Raw genomic sequence first — 18,594 nt, 5'->3', positions numbered from 1 at the left:
ATTTTAGATTTGAGATTTGAGATTTATTTCGCAGATCGATCTGAGAGATTGAAATTTTGTCTGAATTTTGGGCTTGACCCTCAAAACTGTCAAGGGCTTGTATTGACAATGTTGGGGCGTGGTCATTTCAGCAAAAGGCAGCTATGCTGAAGGCAGAATAAAAAAATATAAATAGGTAATCTTATATTATTGGTAGCTCAGCAATTTTTAAGGCTTTGCAACAGAAATCTGTGTCTGGCAGCTCGTGCAGTCTGTCTTGTCATCTGAGAAACTACAATTATCCACAAATTTTAATTTTGAGAAGTTTCTAAAGGTAATTGAAGATGGACGGACAAATAGATCGTAAAATTGACCCCGATCACTCGCAGCGCCAAGAATATTTCAAAGATACTGCTTTGGGTTTGGTATCTACCAAGAGTTTTCCGGCGATTGTCGGGACTGCTGACATGATGCTGAAGTCGGCGGGGGTGATTTTAGTAGGATACGAAAAAATTGGTTCCGGTCACTGTACGGCGATCGTCCGGGGCAGAATTTCGGACGTGCGTTTGGCTGTGGAAGCGGGAGCTCAGACAGCAGAACAGTTCGGACAGTTTGTTTCTAAATTGGTGATTGCCAGACCTTTGGCTAATTTGGAAGTGGTTTTGCCGATCGGCTTTCGGCTGACTGAACTCTCCGAAAGCGGCAATTATTCGCGACTGAGCAATCAGGCGATCGGTTTGCTTGAAACGCGGGGATTTCCGGCAATGGTCGGTGCTTGCGATGCTATGCTCAAATCCGCAGACGTACACTTGGCCGCCTACGAGAAAATTGGTGCAGGTTTGTGTACGGCAATTATTCGCGGTGCAGTTGCAGATGTCGCAGTCGCCGTAGAAGCCGGGATGTACGAAGCTGAACGCATTGGCGAGTTGAACGCGGTGATGGTAATTCCGAGGCCTTTGGAAGATTTGGAACAAACTTTACCGCTGGCGAGTTGCTGGATAGAACACCGCAAACCTGTGATGATGCCAATCTCTGTTCAGGAAAAGGAAAAAGAATTGGTCGAACTTCCAGATTTGGAGAAATTGAGAGTTTATGTGGAAGAGGAAGTCGAGCGGTAATCGGTAATTGGTAATCGGGAATGAGGAATTAGGCAATTGTTCGGCTGTATCTTACTAAATGGTTCGGGTAAGGTGCTGGTCGCATAATACATATACAAGTTCTGTATAAATCCTGAGATTGTTGCCTACTCTTGGTGATATTAAATAACGGACAATATTATGCACTTTAAGTTTTCACCAAACATCCTCAACAGGCTAGGCGAGGAACTGATCCCGAACCCGGATCAAGGTATTATAGAGTTAGTTAAGAATGCTTATGATGCTGATGCTACAAAATGCACCGTAGAGCTTATAAATACTAGCAATATAGGTGGCTCAATAATTATTTCAGATAACGGTACAGGTATGGATACCGATGCCATTAGTGAGGGATGGTTGGTACTGGGTCGCTCAAAAAAAGCAGCCCGACAGCCCACACTGCTGGGACGTTTACCTGTTGGCGATAAAGGATTAGGCAGGCTAGCTGCTTTGAGGCAAGGTTCTCAAGTTTACCTAAAAACCAGACCTAAAAATGAGCCGGGATTTGAGTACAGTCTCATAATTAACTGGGATGTTTTTGAAGGCGCTGATGTTGTAGAAGATGTCTCTTTTGATGCTCAAAAAAATTCTACTGAAAAAAGTCAAGGAACTGATATTACAATTCATAACTTAAAAGTTAAGTTGGGAAGACTTGAGATTAAAAGACTGGCAAGAGAACTTTTACTTTTAGCCGATCCATTTGATAATAGTGTCGCTTTCCGTCCTCGGCTGATAGCTCCAGGATTTTCCGATATCGAAAAAAAAGTAAATGAGGCTTACTTTGAGGCCGCTCAATATCATTTAAAAGCTAGTTTGAACGCGGAGGGAACTGTTGAAGCAAGGCTGTTAGACTGGAAGGGAGATGAACTTTTTAGTGCCAAGCATGAAAATATTTCTAAAGCAGTTTACAAAAGTGTTCCAGCGGAATTTGAGATGTGGGTTTTTCTGCTAAATCCTCAAAATTTCTCAGCCAAAAAAGTTTCTTCCGCAGAAGTCAGAAGTTGGCTGACTGAGGTAGGAGGTGTTCATCTTTACCACCGAGGTTTGCGGGTAAAGCCTTACGGCGATCGCACCGATGATTGGCTGAATATCAATTTAGCACGGGCTAGGAACCCTGAGGTGCGTCCTTCCACCAGCACGGTTATTGGCCGAGTAATTGCGATCGATCCTGATGACTTCCTAGTTCAAAAAACAGATCGGCTCGGTTTCATAGAAAATGAAGCTTTTTTAGAGCTGAGACGCTTTGCTGTCGATGTGTTGGAATGGATGGCTAAAGAGCGGTTGAAAGAAACAGAAAAGAAACGAGAGGACATCAAGCAAGAATCTAGTCAAGATGTTGAGGATGTCAAAATACGTCTTGAACAGGTGATAGAAGAAGAAATACCGCAAGAAGAAAATCGTGCGAAAGTGCGCCAAGTCGTTAAACAGTATGAAACTGCAAAAGAGCGAGAAATAAAAGCATTGCGCGACGATCTTCAGCTTTATCGCAGTTTGGCTACAGCGGGAACAACGGCAGCAGTTTTTGCACACGAATCTAGTAAGCCAGTCACTCAGATAGAAAAAATAGCTAAGAGAATAGAAAGTAAAGGAAAAGAATTACTCCAAGATAAATATCCCACTTCTCTGCAAAGACCTGTAGAAATGCTTTATCAAATAAGTAGTTCTTGGAAGCAATTTTCTAATTTTCCTCTGCATCTATTAAAGCGAGAAAAACGCCGTTCCGGTGTGGTGGATATTCACAGTGTTATTGATGCTAATGTTGAACTGTTCCAACCTTTTTTTGACGATGCTAAAATTGAAATAAAAAAACATAAAGCTGAGCAAATACCCCATATTCGTGGCAGCATAGCCCTCGTAGAGGCTATTCTGACAAATCTGCTGACGAATACTATCAATGCTTTCAACGTTGAGGGCGCGTGCAATCAAGGGAGGCAAATAATTATCAGCACTGAAATTTTAGGAAATTATGTGGGTCTAAAAGTTTCAGATAATGGTCTGGGTATTAAGGATATTGAATTACATGAAATTTGGTTGCCCGGCCTCACGACTACACCCGGTAGTACCGGTTTTGGCTTGACAATTGTCAAGGATTCTGTTAGAGATATGGGAGGAAAAGTAAGGGCGATCGGAAATGGCGAGTTGGGAGGAGCTGAGTTTTTGGTAGAATTACCGCTTTCTGGAAATTAATTATTATGATTGCACAAGTTTCACTCAAAAAAATAGCAATAGTTGATGATGAACCAAACTTAGCTGAATCAACTGGATGGGACGTAGAGGATGCTGGTTTTGAACCTGTGATAATAGATGGCCCTTTCAATGAAGTCGATGTACTTGCTAGGTATATTGTGGAAAATGCTCAAGGTGTCTTGTGCGACCATCGCTTAGCTAATTATGGCCTGACTAATTTTTCAGGATCGACATTATTGGCAGAATTGTACGATCGAAAGATTCCCTCCATTCTCATAACTCAGTACACTGACATAGATGCCGACGTATCTATTAGAAAGCATCGGCGCAAAATTCCCGTCCTTTTGAGTCGTGATGAAGCCAATGCTACGACAATAAAAAAAGGAATTGAAGACTGTATTTTAGAACTGGGTGGAACAATACCCATTACGAGAATCCCTCACCGAACACTTTTGAATATAACCCATATTACTAACGAATCTAACGAAAAAGTAATAGATGTCATTGTTCCTAGTTGGAATCCTCATAAGGCTGTTCGTTTGCCAGTTGCGTTGATTCCACAGACACTACATAGTGCATTGGTAGTAGATAGGTGGCTATTGGCTGATGTTAACACGGGAGCAGAAAAATCTGAAGATCTTTATTTTGAACACTTTGAATTAACACTTGAACCAGATGAAAATGATGGACTTGCCTGAGCTGATTATTCTAGATATTGGTCATGGTAATTGTGCTATTGTGAGAGATACAGAAGGTGTGATTGTTATTGACAGTGCCCACGGCGCTACATTGATAGAAACCCTTGCTCATCTATCTATTCGAGAAATTTCGCATATTTTGATTTCCCATGCTGACGAAGATCATATTGCAGGTATTATCGATATACTATTGGATAGGAATATTAAAGTTACTAACATATACATAAACTCCGATGCTCAAAGGAAAACTCGAACTTGGGAAGCTTTGCGACGTGCTGTAAGAGATGCGCGCCAGCGTTCGGGAACTAGAGTTGTAGTAGGACTAACTACGGAGTTGACTAATCAATTGAATGTCGGACAAGTTAAGGTAGAAATTCTTGCACCGACCCCTGAATTAGCAATGAGTGGCGCGGGCGGACAAGATTTGCAAGGACGCCGATTGAACCCCAACTCGACATCGGCTGTTATTGGTTTGGTTCACGATTCTCATAGAGTAGCTATCTTGGCAGGAGATATTGACCAAGTGGGACTGAATAATCTCCTAGAGGAGAGAAGTGATTTGAAAGCTGATATCTTGGTTTTTCCGCATCATGGAGGTAGACCGGGCGGTGCTGATAGCCAAGCATTTGCTCAGCAGTTGTGCGATTTAGTCCAACCTAATGTAGTAGTATTCTCGATCGGTCGGGGGAGATTTGGAAATCCCCGCCAAGACATAGTAGAAGGTGTAGTTACTTCTTTGCCAACCGCTCATATTTTATGTACTCAGCTATCAAGCAACTGTGCAGACAGCGTTCCCGATTCAGAACCAGCGCACTTAAATGCTCTGCCTGCTAGGGGGCGCACAAGCAACAGTTGTTGTGGAGGAACTGTATCAATCAAGATTGCAGGCAACACAACGACTTATGCTGCCGGCATTGCTGGACACCAACAATTTATTGATCGAGTTTCTAATCCACTATGTCGGCGTTTTAAAGTTTGATGTTGGTTATTCATAGCGAGTTTGTTAAAAATATCGAAAATTTACACTTAGAAAATAAGTGCAACAATTGATACTAAGTTTTACAATCGCTTCGATCGCAGCCCGAGAATGGGAAACAGGATTTCGACTAAAATCAGACTTTTTACTGAAACTCAAGATAGTCAATAATCGAACTGGTAAAGTAAATCAAGCCGACGTATTGACGGTTTCCAGAAGCTCGAAGAGCTGTTAAAATGAACCTAAAATCCTGTTTCCGGTAGATAGGCTACAATCAATTTGAGGGTAATCTAATAACGGGTGGCAAAAAAAGAGAATTTTAACAGTTTTTCGTTGAAAAACTGAGTGCCAAGAAATCAACCCCCAGAATCAAGCAATGCTGAAAGTTGACCTATGAACCTCAAACAATTTTACAAGCGCGGTTTACATAGCGCCAAGAAAGGAAACTACGAAGCGGCGATCGAAGACTTCGATCAGATACTGCAGGAAAATCCCGCTGATGCCAAAGCATATAACAATCGCGGCTTAGTCTACTATTACATGAAAGATTACCAAAGGGCGATCGCAGACCTCAGCCAAGCACTAGATATCAATCCTAATTTGTTCGAGGCCTATCTGAATCGAGGCAATGCTTGGCGGCATCTCGGAGAAAACGACAAAGCCATTGAGGATCTCAACTGCGCTTTAGCAAACAAACCTGACAGTCACGCTATTTACAACAACCGGGGACTCGTACTTGCTAATTTAGGACATTACGAAGAAGCAATAGAAGACTACAATCAAGCTCTCTCTATCAATTCCCACAATTATAAAACCTATTACAACCGGGGGCGGGCTTACTACCTTTTGGGAGAAAAAGAGGCAGCAATAGAGAACTTTAACGAAACGCTGCGGTTGAATCCTAGATATATCAAAGCTTACATCAATCGCGGCCTCTGTTACCACCAACTAAAAGACAATACGCAGGCGATCGCCGATTACAACACTGCACTAGGAATCGATCCCAAAAATATTTATGCGTATTACAACAGAGGATGCGTGCGCTATAAATTAAAACAAATGCAGCTAGCAATAGAAGACTTTGACAAAGCAGTGGAACTAGATCCAAATTATGTCAAAGCTTATCTCAACCGAGGTTTAGCGCTGTACAAACTCGGAGAGATCGCAGCAGCCAACAAGGATTTTTACCACGTCATGTGCATTAATGCCGAAGCTTATTTATACTACCAAGCCCAGCGCTGCACGCCGGACATTAATTCCTACTTCAAGGAAGCGCCGCAGATGGAACAGAATAATGCTGTGGAATATTACAACACAACATTAAATACAATGTCAACTTCTCTAAGTTCGGCAGCATTAAACTCGATTTGGAATCAAGAAGATTTGGAAAGCAGAGACTCGATTATCTGTGAAGGTGAATTTTTAAACGAGTGAAGTAGTCAGTAGTCAGTAGTCAGTAGTCAGTAGTCATTAGTCATACTAAATCTGGGTTTTGGATACCCTTTATGAACCAGTCGGCGCAGGCCGACTTTGTTTGACTTTCTGGCGGTTTCAACCGCCGAATCATATCAAATCCGGTAGCATCGGAATTATAAAATCGAGTCAGATCAAATCCGCGCTTCATAGTTCTGTATTCATCTCTCTCTTGTATTCCTCTGTGTTCTCTGCGCCCTAGCGCCGGTTAAATCACCTGACGATGTTACCGGAAACGATATCATCTGTTAAAAATTAAAGTCCTTGCAGTTTTTTGCAGCAAGGACTTTAATCCTTCATCCCTGAGTTTTAAGGACTTGCATTCGCAACCATCGCACTTTAAATACTAGCCATCACTTCGCGCGCGGCCGCCAAAGTGCGATCGACATCCTCATCAGTATGAGCCAAAGAAGTAAATCCAGCCTCAAACTGCGAAGGAGCCAGATAAATACCGTGCTCCAACATTCCGCGATGAAAGCGGCCAAACTTTGCTACATCCGACTTCTTAGCATCATCGTAATTGTGAACCGGGCCCGCCGCAAAAAACAAGCCAAACATCCCGCTAATTTGCCCGCCACAAACCGCGTGTCCCGCTTCCTTAGCAATTTTCAGCAATCCGTCAGACAGTTTTTTCGTAATTCTATCCAACTGTTCGTAAGTGCCAGGTTTTTGCAGCAATTCCAAAGTTTTAATCCCAGCAGTCATCGCCAAAGGATTTCCCGAAAGCGTACCAGCTTGATACACCGGGCCCGCTGGAGCCACCATTCCCATAATATCGCGCCGTCCGCCGTAAGCTCCCACCGGCAAACCGCCGCCGATAACTTTACCCAAAGTTGTCAAATCTGGGGTGACACCGAATTTTTGCTGAGCTCCGCCGTAGGCGATGCGGAAACCGGTCATTACTTCATCAAAAACTAACAAAGCACCGTTATCTTTGGTAATTTCCCGCAAACCTTCGAGGAAACCCGCATCCGGTACAATAAATCCGGCATTTCCTACAACTGGTTCGAGAATTACGCCTGCGATTTCGCCCGGATATTCGGCAAATAAAGCTTTGACTGCTTCTAAGTCATTGTACGGAGCGTTGAGGGTGTTGGCGGTAGTGGATTTTGGCACTCCCGGAGAGTCGGGAAGGCCGAGAGTTGCGACACCGGAACCGGCTTTTACCAAAAACATATCGGCGTGCCCGTGATAGCAGCCTTCAAATTTAATCAATTTATCGCGTCCGGTGAAGGCTCGCATCAGCCGCAAAACGGCCATGCAGGCTTCGGTGCCGGAATTGACAAATCGCACCATTTCTATGCTGGGAACGGCATCGATGACCATTTCGGCGAGCACGTTTTCCAGCAGCGAGGGTGCTCCGAAACTTGTGCCTTTTTCTAGAGATTCGTGAAGGGCTTTGATGACTTCTGGGTGGGCGTGGCCGCAGATGGCTGGGCCCCAAGTGCCTACGTAGTCAATGTATTGGTTGCTGTCAACATCCCAAATGTAGGCTCCTTTTACCCTGTCAAAGACTATTGGCCCTCCGCCTACGGATTTGAAGGCGCGCACGGGGGAACTGACGCCACCGGGCATCAACTTCTGGGCGGCGGCAAAGATTTCTTCTGATTTGGTGGTTTTCAAGTGTGTTGTGGAAACCAATGTTTTCTCCTTAGTGAAGGTCTGTTGTTGGTAGGATACTTTTATAGCGACTTCAGGATAATGGTTAGGTCGATTTAAAGAAACTATGTTAATTGATTTTAGGATACAAACCAATCCGTAGCAATACTAGGTTGGGTTTTTCAGGCTTTGTACTGCTGGCACCGATCGCACTCAATTGTAATTTTTTGTAAAATTGTTGTTGACAATTTGTCCCTAACTTGCTATGTTGCCACAGGTATCGATCGCCAAAAAGCTGTGTCTTCAGTAACTCGCTTCTGGCTTAAAGATTAGCTATCTCTTCTTTTCTTTTGTTTCTCTGTCTCAAGAGCGTCCTCTGCGGTTAATGAAAAGAATTGTCGGACAAAAAAGCGTAAATCTCTACTATCAAAGTTGAAATAAAATTATGTCTGCTACGGATTTGTCTAGTTTAAGCCGATCGATTCCCATTGAAAAGATTCGTTACGACGATCGCGGTTTAGTGCCGGCGATCGTCCAAGATTACTTAGACGGCACTGTATTGATGATGGCGTGGATGAATCGCGAGTCGCTGCAAAAAACCCTCGCAACCGGTCAAACTTGGTTCTGGAGTCGTTCTCGCGCCGAGTTGTGGCCCAAAGGCGCGACTTCGGGACACTTTCAAAATGTCAAAGGGCTGCGTTACGACTGCGATAGCGATGCTTTGCTAGTGACAGTGGAACAAGTCGGAGATATTGCTTGTCACACGGGAGAAAGAAGTTGTTTTCACCAAGTTGATGGGGAAATTGTACCGCCGCCTGGAGATATGTTATCTCAATTATTTGCCGTAATTTGCGATCGGCGAGACAATCCTAACGAAACATCTTACACTTGCAAGTTGTTTGCGGGCGGCGACAACAAGATTCTCAAGAAAATTGGCGAAGAGTCGGCGGAAGTTGTGATGGCTTGCAAAGATGACGACAAAGACGGGATCGCTGGGGAAGTTGCGGATTTATTTTATCACGCTTTGGTTGCTTTGGCTCACCATCAAGTTGATTTGAGAGAAGTATATCGCAAATTGGGCGATCGCAGAAAATAATCATTTGTAGTAAGGACTTTAATCCTTAAGTTGCCTAAATTTATGACAAAAAATTGAAGTCCTTACTACAAACAGATAATAGTGTCGCCACTTTTTAGAAAGTAAAAGTAGTGCGAAGAACGCCCACCCCTACAGTGTCATTATCCTTAGTACCTTCAGGATTGAACAACACAAAAGCCCCCGGTGTAATGCTGATATTATCGTTAACTTTGAAACGATAATAAGCCTCCAAATGGTAAGGAGTTGCTTTGTTGGCCTGAAAACGAGCACCGCCCCTTACCGAATCGCGATCCAAAGGCTGTCCAAACAGAATACCTGCATTATTTCCTGATTTGAACAAATCTCGGAAATGTAAACCAACCATCCAACTGTTGAAAGTTGTAGAAGCATTGCTTCTTTCAGCATCAGCAATTATCCAAGCTCCATAGGTAGAAACAGCAACTTTCGGAGAAAGCCGCCAGGTTGCAGTACCGCCAAACGAATTCATCCTCACGCCACCGTTAACAGGTTCTCTATCTCTTCCCAAAATAGAACCCAAATCCGCATCAGATAATCCTGTAGCCAGAATATTCAATTGGTGGCGGCTGTAAGCGTAATTCAAACCAATGTCAATACTGCTAGTTGGTTTGATCGTTAACTGCGCCGCAGCAACCGTACTTCCCTCAAATAAACCAGCCCCCAACGGAGTACCCGGAAAACCTAAATCATTTGGCAAAGCAGCATTTACACTGCCGTACAAAGCTGTGAGATTGAGCTTTTTAGAAATGTTCCAAATAAACCCGCCAGCCGATGCCAAACCGCTGCCAGAAGTGCCGCCCGATACGCGCACTACAGGGTTGTAACCTCCAAACCTAGAAATAGCTTCTTGCCCTTCTCCTGCAAAAGGAGTGATTGCTTGAAAAGCATCGGAAGTTTCCGCCTTCGGGCCAGCAAATAAAGTAATGCTGTTAGAAACTGGGAAGACGTAAAGCAGTTTGTAAAGTTCAACTGTGTTAGCGCCGCTGCTAGATAAATTTTGAGGGTTGATTCCTGGAAATTGCGGCTCAAAACTCAGCCTTGCCTGACTGTCAGATAAACCGCTAAATGCTCCCGTTGACAAACCCAAATCTGGCCCGAAGCTGCGAATGTTGTAAGCTTGCAAGCCTGTGATTAATGTGTCTTTGCCGGTGAAACTGGTAAGGAGATTCAGCCGCACTCGGTAATTGAAGACTGTCTGAGTATCCCTGTTATTGTTTTTGGTTGTGTCGGCAACACTAAAAATGGCTTCGCCGCTGAGTTTAGTTGTTGTCGAAAATTGATTTGCTTCTAATTCGGCGGTGCGGGATTCTAAAACATCGACTCTACCGCGCAAAGTTGCCAATTCTGCGGCAAATTCTTCTTGCAATCTTTGGAGAGAAGCTAAATCTTCTTTGGTTGCTAAATTTCCCGTACCGCTTTTAATTAACTCTGTTACCTTATCCAAGCAAGCATTTAAACCGGCGGCGAATTCGTAGCGAGTCATTGCCCGATTGCCTCGGAATGTGCCGTCTGGATATCCCGCTATGCAGCCGTATCTTTCTACGAGAGATTGCAGGGCTTGAAATGCCCAGTCTGTCGGGCGCACGTCGGAGAGTTGCGAGACAGATGTTACTTGTTCGAGTTCGGTAGATTCGGGAGTTTGGCTGTTGGTTGGTGCGGGCTCTAAGGAAGCGCTGTTTTCGATTTCAGCTAACTTTTCTGAAGTAGGTGTTTGTGTTTGAGCAATGGCTGGTGCCGGGCTTGGGGCGGGAATCGCCGATGTTGTTTCTGTGACTTCGGCTGGTGCCGGGTTTTGGGCGGGAATCGCCGATGTGGTTTCTGTGACTTCGGCTGGTGTCTGCGGGTTTGGGGCGGAAATCGCAGATGTGGTTTCTGCGATTTCGGCGGGGGCTTGGTTGGCTGGTGTTTCGGCTAAGTTTAATGAATCTTTTGGGGGATTTGCTGCGGTTAATGCTGCTGTTTCTGGCTGATTGAGGTTGGCTAGCCGATCGTCTGTTGAGGTGGTACTGTCAACTGGTGGCTCCTCGATTTGTTTGAATTCTGATGTTTGAGGGATTTTGAGCGGATTTTCAACAGTTGTATTCAGGCTAATTTTATCATCTGACTCTTTGAAGTCTTGAGTGCTTAATGTTTCTCGATCTGCAATCGGTGGCATGGCTGCCAATGGTAAAGAACCAACAAGTAGATATAGTAAACCTGCTCCGCCGGCACTAAATAGTAAATGTGTTTTCATTGCGACTCCTCACCAATAAATTCTAAAATTGCTAGTAGCTTTTTAGCGATTGTAAATCTATTCGGCAGCCAAAATCACAAGTTTTAAATTCATAACTTTTAGATTTTTTATATCTTTAATAAGCTCTGTAAGAGTTTACGCAAAAATGGTGTCGCTGTGTTCTTGGTAGGGATAAGATACGCCGAAGTATCATAAAGATAGAGTGTGTGCGGAGGGGACTGTGTATAAAATAATTGCTTTAGTTCGCGGAGGCACGGGCGACGATCGCTCTACCGGGTTTTTCGGCACAATATTTGCTTAAAACTTTCTATTTCGGTTCCAAAATCTGGTTTCTTGGTTCGGGTGTGTATGCCAAAATGCCGATCGCAGTTTGAGGGCGATCGGCATTGTTGGAAATTTATTTATTTGTCTAGTTTATATATCACAAAAGTTGTTTTTTTGCAATGATTTTTTCTTTCAACATGGGATCGAGCTTTCGCAAAATCGCGATCGCCAATATCACGCTAACAGCCAAACCCAACCAAAAATTATCCGCCCCCCATTTACCCTGATCCAAGGCGAAACCGCCCAGCGGCGGCCCGATTAAATAGCCGATCGCCCAACACTGAGAATTAAGCGCCAAATACACGCCTCGCAAAGACTCCGGCGCTAAATCCACCACCAAAGCCGAAGCAAAAGGCGTATAAGCAACTGTCGCTAAGGATAAAAAGCTCAAGCCTAAAACAGCTAAAAATAGATTGCCAGTTGCTGCCATTCCCGTCAAGCCGATCGCGATAAATCCCATTCCCCACAGCAGCGCCGAAATCATCAAAGCTTTTGGATGGGAAAACCGCCTCAAAGCTTTCACAACCGGCAGTTGCAAAGCTACCGTTAAAAATGTACTAAAAGCAAACAAAACGGTAATTGTACCTGTAGAAAAGCCTGTTCCCGATGTCCCCACCTGCACAAACTTGCTAAAATACAGCGGCATTGTGGTTTGAATTTGGGAAATGTAGAGAGTGAACAAAATATTTACCGAGGCATATACTAGCAAAGTGCGATCGTTCAACGCCACCATCCAGCCATTTTTGAGATTTTTTGGGCTTGCATCTGTTGTTGCAGTAGAAGGTTTATAGGTTTCTGAAATCGCGATCGCCACCACCGCAAACAGCACTATAAACGAGATACCGTCGATAATAAAGAGCGATCGATAATTCCCCGTTATCGCAATCAAAACACCGCCAAAAATAATCCCAACTTGCAAACCCAAATTATCAGCAAGCCGCGTCAAAGCAAAAGCCTCCTGTCGCCGATCGCCCTCCGTTAAATCCGCCACCATTGTCTCCGTTGGAGGCCAATACAAACCCACGCCAAAACCCATCAGTACATTTCCTGCAACTAAGCCGGCGAAATTATTAGTTGCCGCCAGTACAAAAGAAGCGACAGCCGCAATCATTGTCGCCAGCAATAAAGTTCGCCGCCTTCCCCAAAATTTAGAATCGCAAAAAGAACCGCCCAAAACGCGGCCGAATATTCCCGCAATTGAACCGATACCCAAACCGATACCAACAGCAGTGGCAGATAAACCGACGCGATCGACAAAAAAGATCGGCGCGTAAAATAAAGTAAAACCGGTGCCGCTTTGCGAGAGGAATCTGCCTGCGGCGAGAATCCAGACTTGAGTGGGGAGACGGGGAAGCCAAGATGATAGTTGAAATTTCAATTTAGGCATATACAGCAGATTGTAGGTCGATGGAGTTAGCAATTAGTGGTAAATTAATAGGGTGTCTCAGCTTGTAGCGGTCAATATATCGATCGAACAATCCGCCGCTGACGCACCACCCTACAACCGACTAAATTAGTAGCGTGCGTCAGCTTTTAGCCGTTAATTATCTATAAAACAATCCGCTGCGGTTGCGCCTAAAATTACAAATGTTCGATCGCGCGATCGAACATTTTTACGCCAGCTTAACAATTCTTCTAAGTCAGTTAAAAAAGTTACCATTCATTTAAAAATACTTAACACAATTTTCTAGAAAAGTTAGTTAAACTCTAGAAAAGGCAGAAAAAAATTTTAGATGGTCAATTATATGACAGCTATTACAACATCAAGAGTGGAATCAATCAAACCGCGCTGGCAAGCAATTGTCATGGTAGCCCTAATTTTCTGGCTCAGCGCTAGCCTGATTATGGATTTAGTAATTATGCCCAGCCTGTTTGTATCGGGAATGATGACATCTCCTGAGTTTGCAACAGCCGGAAATATGATGTTCTGGGGATTCAACCGCGTTGAGTTGATCTGTTCGGGCTTGGTAGCAACGGGTTTGATGGTTTTGAGCAATTTATTCGGTGACTTCGGCAAGCGCAGTCGCACAGCAATCATATTATCATTGGTACTTCTGGCGATCGCCCTGATTGACACCTACAGCCTCACACCTCAAATGAGCGCCTTGGGAATGCAGCTAAATCTGTTCGATTCAGCAGCAGAAGTCCCCGCCGGGATGAATTTACTGCACCAAGGATATTTTGTCTTGGAAGCTGTAAAGTTGACCCTCGGCGCTACCTTGGTGGGCTGGTGCTACCAAAACCAAGTTTAACCGACACAATCATCTGAGGTTGAGTTGATAAAAAAACTCAAAAATTAGCGGCGGGCGTGAATTCACACCCGCCGTTAATTTTTGGAAATTTTAGCCATCTTTATATATTTCAGTCAATCCTACTCGGAAGCTTCCGCCTCATCAGATTTTGGCCACAGCAACCGCAAGCCCATCACCGCAAATCCGATCGCCGCGATCGTCTTTACCAATTGTTCCGGTAACACCTCCGCCGTACCTTGTCCAACCAAAACACCGATTAAACTAGCCAGCAACAGCGCCGACGCAGTGCCGAAAAATACAGCCCTGGGCGAGTTAGAACTGCTACCAAGGGCGATCGTAGCTAATTGACTTTTGTCACCCAATTCTGACAAAAACACCGTCATAAAAGTTATTCCTAAAAGTTGCCAATCCATGTTTATTTTTTAGTTATGAATTTGTAGGGCGCACAACGCGCACCGATTGAATTTGTAGACTTACCCACAGGCTCCCAGAAACCAGGTTTCTCTCCAAAATCTTCGGTTTCACCCAAAGATGCAGCCAGAAACCAGGTTTCTTGCAACTTATCCCCACCCAATCAGTAATATCAAATCCTCTCTTCATCCGAATAGTAAATTCACTGTTGACTGTTGACTGTTGACTGTTAACTGTTGACTGTTGACTGCTGACTGTTGACTGTTGACTGTTGACTGTTAACAGTTAACATCATGTATGAGTGCAACTGGACGTGATATAGTTACCAATTCTTCAATCTAAAATCTAAAATCTAAAATCATTTATCCCAGCACTTCCCACAGCAAAGCCGCCGCAATCACCAGCAAAATCACCCCAGCAGCTCTCTCCAAAGTTTTCGGAGCAATCCGACTAGCCATCCACCTTCCCAGCAAAACCCCCAGCAAACTGGTTGCTATCAAAGCTGAACCCGCACCCGCAAAAACAATCCAAGGATTCCGAGATTCAGCCGTCATCAGCAAAATCGCTAGCTGAGTTTTGTCTCCAATTTCAGCAAAAAAAATAGTTGCAAACGTCGAAGCAAAAATTGCCCAGTGGTTGGGCTTCAGTCCTTTTTCTTCATGACAAATATCGGCATTTGTACTCACTGAGAGTTCAACCTGCTCCGGGGTTAAAGCAGCACAACTCTTAGAAGCCTCTATTATTTGTGTTTGTAGGTGTTGCGGCAAGTCGGAATTGGGGGTGGGTGAGTCAGAACCAGACAAGCTTGGCGGTAAAGAATCAAGTTTCACGGGCAATGAGTGCTAAACGCTATTTATTTTTGACTTATAGTTTTAATCTTAACTTTCTCTGTGCCTGATTTTACTGGCGTCCGGGTAATCTTTTTTACCGGAGTTTCCAGAAACTGATTCCAGAAACCACTCACCGCGCCTAAATACGGAGAAATCGAACCAGACAATTTTAGATTTTAGATTTTAGATTTTAGATTGGGGATGATTCACTGGATATGGGTTTGATATCATGTCCGATGGATTGACCGCAATCAGTAAGGTTCGTAGTACGTCATGGTGTCCGCTCTTGCGGTGCGGACTCGCATTCGGCACGCGCGCTCCATTTTTGTTATGGTAATCGATCGCACATGATATGACACTTCCCTACAGTTGCACGATTGGGGAAAAATGATATAACCGCGAGATTTATCTGTGGAATCAATTTTTCAATCAAAAATCCACAATCCAAAATCCACAATCCAAAATCTAAAATTGTATTAGGTGCCGTAAGTTCGATCGCCCGCATCACCCAAACCAGGTACAATAAAACCCTGTTCGTTGACTGTTTCGTCGATCGTCGCCGTGTAAATAATCAAATTCGGGTACTCTGCACTCAGCATCTTCAAAGCTGGAGGAGCAACCACCACAGAAATAATCCGAATCAAGCTCGGATCAATTCCCCGCGAAGTCAACTCCCGCATAGTCGCTCCAATCGTCCCACCAGTTGCCAGCATCGGCTCGCTAATTATCACCCGCGTCTGGGGGTTAAACTGCGCCGGCAATTTATTCAAATAACAAATCGGTTGCAGCGTCTCCTCATTCCTTGCCATACCGAGGTGGTAAACCGAAGCCAGCGGCACCACCGTCTGAATTCCTTCCAGCAGCGACAAACCCGCCCGCAAAATCGGTACCACAACTAACGGAGCTTCCGGGTTGATAAACGTCGCCGGACATTGTGCCAAAGGTGTCTGCACCGTTGTCTCCACAGTCGGGAGCCACTCTCGAATTGCCTCGTAGGCCAGCCACCTTCCCAATTCTGTCATCGCAGAACGAAAAAGTACCGATGGGGTGGCCGCGTCGCGGGCGACAGCCAGCCAGTGTTTGATTAACGGATGTGGAGGAACGTAAACGCGCAGTTGCAGGGACATGAGGAAATTGCCGAGATTGCTAGGTTTCAGAGATTTTATGCACAGAGCGATCGTTTTCGTTGTAGCCCCCGTAGGGGCGGGCTTCGCTAACGATCGCTCTGTGCAACTTATCACAATCTGTGAACAAACCTGACGGTTAACGGAGTACCGTTAAACCGCAGGCTTCTTTTTCCTTTTTTGCAAAGGCTTTTTTGAGTGACGTAGAACCACCGCCACTTTCATAACTCAATCCAATCTTTTTTCTAAGCTTGGCTGAATTTTCGTCTCTATCCAAAGACTCTCCGCACTGACAAGAATGCCATCTGTCGGATAATTCCTTCGGCACTTTATTGAGGCAATTCCAACAGTGCCCAGAAGTCCCCTTGGGGTCAATAAATAAACCGTTTTTACCCAATTTCCCTGCAACATATTTGAGGACGGTAGCAAATTCACCATGAGCAGCATCAAGCATTGATTTGTTCAAACCACTTTTAACCGCTTGACCATTTGGTAAATAAACCAAGTTACCATTGTCAATATCTGTCTTGACTTTGGCACGTCTGGTCAAATTCCTGATACTCAAATCTTCAATTACTAAAACATCGCACTTGCTAAATAAGTAAGGCGCTGTTTTGAATTGAAAATCAAGTCTCGCTCTAGCGACAAATTGATGAAGCTTAGAAATCTTACTTTTGATAATCTGCCAAGCTTTAGAATCTTTAGCTTTGTTGGCGAGTTTCGCTTGAAGCCTTGCTAACTTCTCAGCAGACTTTCTCAAGAATTTAGGATTTTCAACCCTTTCGCCATTAGAAAGGTAAGCGTAATTATTGATTCCCAAATCAATACCGATACTATTTTCTACGGTCGGTTGAATTTCTGCAACCGTTACGGGAACCGTTTTGTCTTCTAGCGCTAGGGAAATATACCACCCATCGGTTTCTCTGATAACTGTTCCCGTCTTGACCTTGAATCCTGTCGGTATTGGTCTATGAAAAACTATTGGCACTTGACCTATCTTTGCAAGGTTGATGCAAATTCTGTTTGGTTCATCCTTGATAAGATTGAGATGATCTAATTGAGGATAAGTAAACGATTTGTAGTAGTGGAAACCTTTAAATTTGGGTTTGCCTCTACGGTTGCCGTTTTTATCGGGGGTCGTAAAGTTTGAAAAGGAAGTTTCCACTCTGTTAACCACATCCTGTAAAACTTGGGAATCCAAGCTTTTGTAATCAGGAAATAGCTTCTTGGTGTTTTTTAGATCAGCTAACTGAATATTCAACCATTGAATATAACCAGCTTCAATATTCGAGAAAATATCACCCTTTTTAGTGAGAGAGTTGCCTGAATCATCCTTTTTTCTACCATCCCTCGTTTGCGTTCTGGTTAAAGGAATATTTTGATAAATTTCCTCAAGTGGGACTATAGATGCTGTCAGAGGGCAGGCGTTGACAGGTGTTCTTGTTGCTTCCCACCATCTAAATCTTTAACTTAAGCGGTAGTTATACTGTCTGCGAGAGAGTTCTAGGTGGGCAGCAATTGTTGTCAGTTGGGCTTTTGTGGGCTTGAGGCGGTATTTGTACGTTAGCTGCATTGGAAACTTCCTTTTTTCGACCTACTTTAATTTACCATTTTCCTTGCTTCACTTTTTGGAAAATACATTGAAAATATAATTGTCGGGCTACGTCCGCGACGACCGACGCTTCTGGACATCCCTGCGGTAATTTATTCGGGGTACTCCGCGCAAGCGCTCCGAGATATCCCCTCTAAATATACCGAGGGACTTCCCGGCTGTTAGTTAATCGAAAATCTCAAATCGAAAATGGAACATCTCAAATCCTACAACTGGCTTGGTTTGCCGACCGCCGCCAACTTATTGAAATATTTTTCCAATAGTATTGACATTAATTAGCAACAAGGCTATAGTAATTTTTAGTGTTCTCCTCTCAAAGGATCGGCAGACGGGGGCAGTCGGCAATGGTAGACTGTCCCCGCATTTTTTTTTGGAAGGAAGAAGCCTTGCGAAGGAAGAGGGAAGAAGGAAGAGGGAAGTTCGGCAACGAGCAATGTACGGGATGTAACGGATGTAACGGATGTAAGTCGGTCGGAAGAAGGAAGAGGGAAGAAGGCATCCGAAGGAAGAGGGAAGAAGGAAGAGGGAAGAAGGAAGAGGGAAGAAGGAAGAGGGAAGACACAAGAAGGCATCCGAAGCTAGAAGCTAGAAGCTAGAAGCTAGAAGCTATAGGTTAGAACAGGCTTACACACCAGAGGTAGAGGGA

Annotated in this window: 16 protein-coding genes; 8 read left to right on the top strand and 8 right to left on the bottom strand. The window is 44.2% G+C overall.

Annotated elements, in window-relative coordinates:
- The first annotated feature begins 323 nt into the window (after window positions 1-323).
- The 5 genes from QT998_RS19215 to QT998_RS19195 all read left to right on the top strand — a co-directional run bounded on the left by QT998_RS19215 (window position 324) and on the right by QT998_RS19195 (window position 6,410).
- Complete coding sequence (locus tag QT998_RS19215; RefSeq protein ID WP_333093521.1) at window positions 324-1,097, top strand: carbon dioxide-concentrating mechanism protein CcmK; 774 nt, start codon at window positions 324-326, stop codon at window positions 1,095-1,097.
- A gap of 159 nt (window positions 1,098-1,256) precedes the next feature.
- Entirely contained in the window at window positions 1,257-3,302 is a 2,046-nt protein-coding gene (locus QT998_RS19210) for a sensor histidine kinase (RefSeq protein ID WP_333117001.1), read from the top strand.
- A 5-nt stretch (window positions 3,303-3,307) separates the two neighbouring features.
- Window positions 3,308-4,000, top strand: coding sequence for a hypothetical protein (locus QT998_RS19205; protein ID WP_333117004.1), 693 nt, complete (start codon window positions 3,308-3,310; stop codon window positions 3,998-4,000).
- Window positions 3,984-4,979, top strand: coding sequence for a ComEC/Rec2 family competence protein (locus QT998_RS19200; protein WP_333117006.1), 996 nt, complete (start codon window positions 3,984-3,986; stop codon window positions 4,977-4,979). The genes QT998_RS19205 and QT998_RS19200 overlap by 17 nt, the downstream gene beginning before the upstream one ends.
- Before the next feature lie 390 nt (window positions 4,980-5,369).
- Window positions 5,370-6,410, top strand: coding sequence for a tetratricopeptide repeat protein (locus QT998_RS19195; protein ID WP_333092116.1), 1,041 nt, complete (start codon window positions 5,370-5,372; stop codon window positions 6,408-6,410).
- 378 nt (window positions 6,411-6,788) lie between these two features.
- Here QT998_RS19195 and hemL read toward each other — a convergent pair whose 3' ends face one another.
- Window positions 6,789-8,090, bottom strand: coding sequence for a glutamate-1-semialdehyde 2,1-aminomutase (hemL, locus tag QT998_RS19190; RefSeq protein WP_333092115.1), 1,302 nt, complete (start codon window positions 8,088-8,090; stop codon window positions 6,789-6,791).
- A gap of 403 nt (window positions 8,091-8,493) precedes the next feature.
- Between hemL and hisIE the strand changes: the two genes are divergently transcribed.
- Complete coding sequence (hisIE, locus tag QT998_RS19185) at window positions 8,494-9,144, top strand: bifunctional phosphoribosyl-AMP cyclohydrolase/phosphoribosyl-ATP diphosphatase HisIE (RefSeq protein WP_333092113.1); 651 nt, start codon at window positions 8,494-8,496, stop codon at window positions 9,142-9,144.
- Window positions 9,145-9,238: 94 nt separating this feature from the next.
- On the opposite strand, the gene QT998_RS19180 is transcribed toward hisIE, so the two are convergent.
- Both QT998_RS19180 and QT998_RS19175 read right to left on the bottom strand, forming a co-directional pair.
- Window positions 9,239-11,395: an iron uptake porin gene (locus QT998_RS19180; RefSeq protein ID WP_333117007.1), complete on the bottom strand. Its 2,157-nt coding sequence runs from the start codon at window positions 11,393-11,395 to the stop codon at window positions 9,239-9,241.
- Between the two features lie 421 nt (window positions 11,396-11,816).
- Window positions 11,817-13,106 (bottom strand): MDR family MFS transporter, encoded by a 1,290-nt coding sequence (locus tag QT998_RS19175; protein ID WP_333117008.1) that lies wholly within the window; start codon window positions 13,104-13,106, stop codon window positions 11,817-11,819.
- Window positions 13,107-13,464: 358 nt separating this feature from the next.
- On the opposite strand from QT998_RS19175, the gene QT998_RS19170 reads away from it, so the two are divergent.
- Window positions 13,465-13,971, top strand: coding sequence for a hypothetical protein (locus QT998_RS19170; protein ID WP_333092108.1), 507 nt, complete (start codon window positions 13,465-13,467; stop codon window positions 13,969-13,971).
- A gap of 119 nt (window positions 13,972-14,090) precedes the next feature.
- Here QT998_RS19170 and QT998_RS19165 read toward each other — a convergent pair whose 3' ends face one another.
- From QT998_RS19165 to QT998_RS27555, 5 genes are all read right to left on the bottom strand, one after another.
- A complete protein-coding gene (locus QT998_RS19165; protein ID WP_194067192.1) occupies window positions 14,091-14,384 on the bottom strand; it encodes a TMEM165/GDT1 family protein in 294 nt (97 codons plus the stop codon).
- A gap of 360 nt (window positions 14,385-14,744) precedes the next feature.
- Entirely contained in the window at window positions 14,745-15,212 is a 468-nt protein-coding gene (locus QT998_RS19160) for a TMEM165/GDT1 family protein (RefSeq protein ID WP_333092106.1), read from the bottom strand.
- A gap of 476 nt (window positions 15,213-15,688) precedes the next feature.
- Window positions 15,689-16,339 carry a uracil phosphoribosyltransferase gene (gene upp / locus QT998_RS19155; RefSeq protein WP_333117104.1) on the bottom strand — a complete coding sequence of 217 codons (651 nt, stop codon included), beginning with the start codon at window positions 16,337-16,339 and terminating at the stop codon, window positions 15,689-15,691.
- A gap of 136 nt (window positions 16,340-16,475) precedes the next feature.
- Window positions 16,476-17,597, bottom strand: a complete 1,122-nt coding sequence (locus QT998_RS19150; RefSeq protein WP_333092104.1) for an RNA-guided endonuclease InsQ/TnpB family protein — start codon at window positions 17,595-17,597, stop codon at window positions 16,476-16,478.
- A gap of 204 nt (window positions 17,598-17,801) precedes the next feature.
- Window positions 17,802-17,909: a helix-turn-helix domain-containing protein gene (locus tag QT998_RS27555; RefSeq protein WP_333117011.1), complete on the bottom strand. Its 108-nt coding sequence runs from the start codon at window positions 17,907-17,909 to the stop codon at window positions 17,802-17,804.
- A gap of 383 nt (window positions 17,910-18,292) precedes the next feature.
- Between QT998_RS27555 and QT998_RS19145 the strand changes: the two genes are divergently transcribed.
- Window positions 18,293-18,544 carry a hypothetical protein gene (locus tag QT998_RS19145; protein WP_333117014.1) on the top strand — a complete coding sequence of 84 codons (252 nt, stop codon included), beginning with the start codon at window positions 18,293-18,295 and terminating at the stop codon, window positions 18,542-18,544.
- Window positions 18,545-18,594: the final 50 nt, after the last annotated feature.

The organism is Microcoleus sp. S1D4 (genome assembly GCF_036700765.1).
Lineage (GTDB): Bacteria > Cyanobacteriota > Cyanobacteriia > Cyanobacteriales > Microcoleaceae > Microcoleus.
The sequence above is the reverse complement of the archived record's forward strand: the minus strand, read 5'-3'. Positions and strand labels throughout refer to the sequence as shown.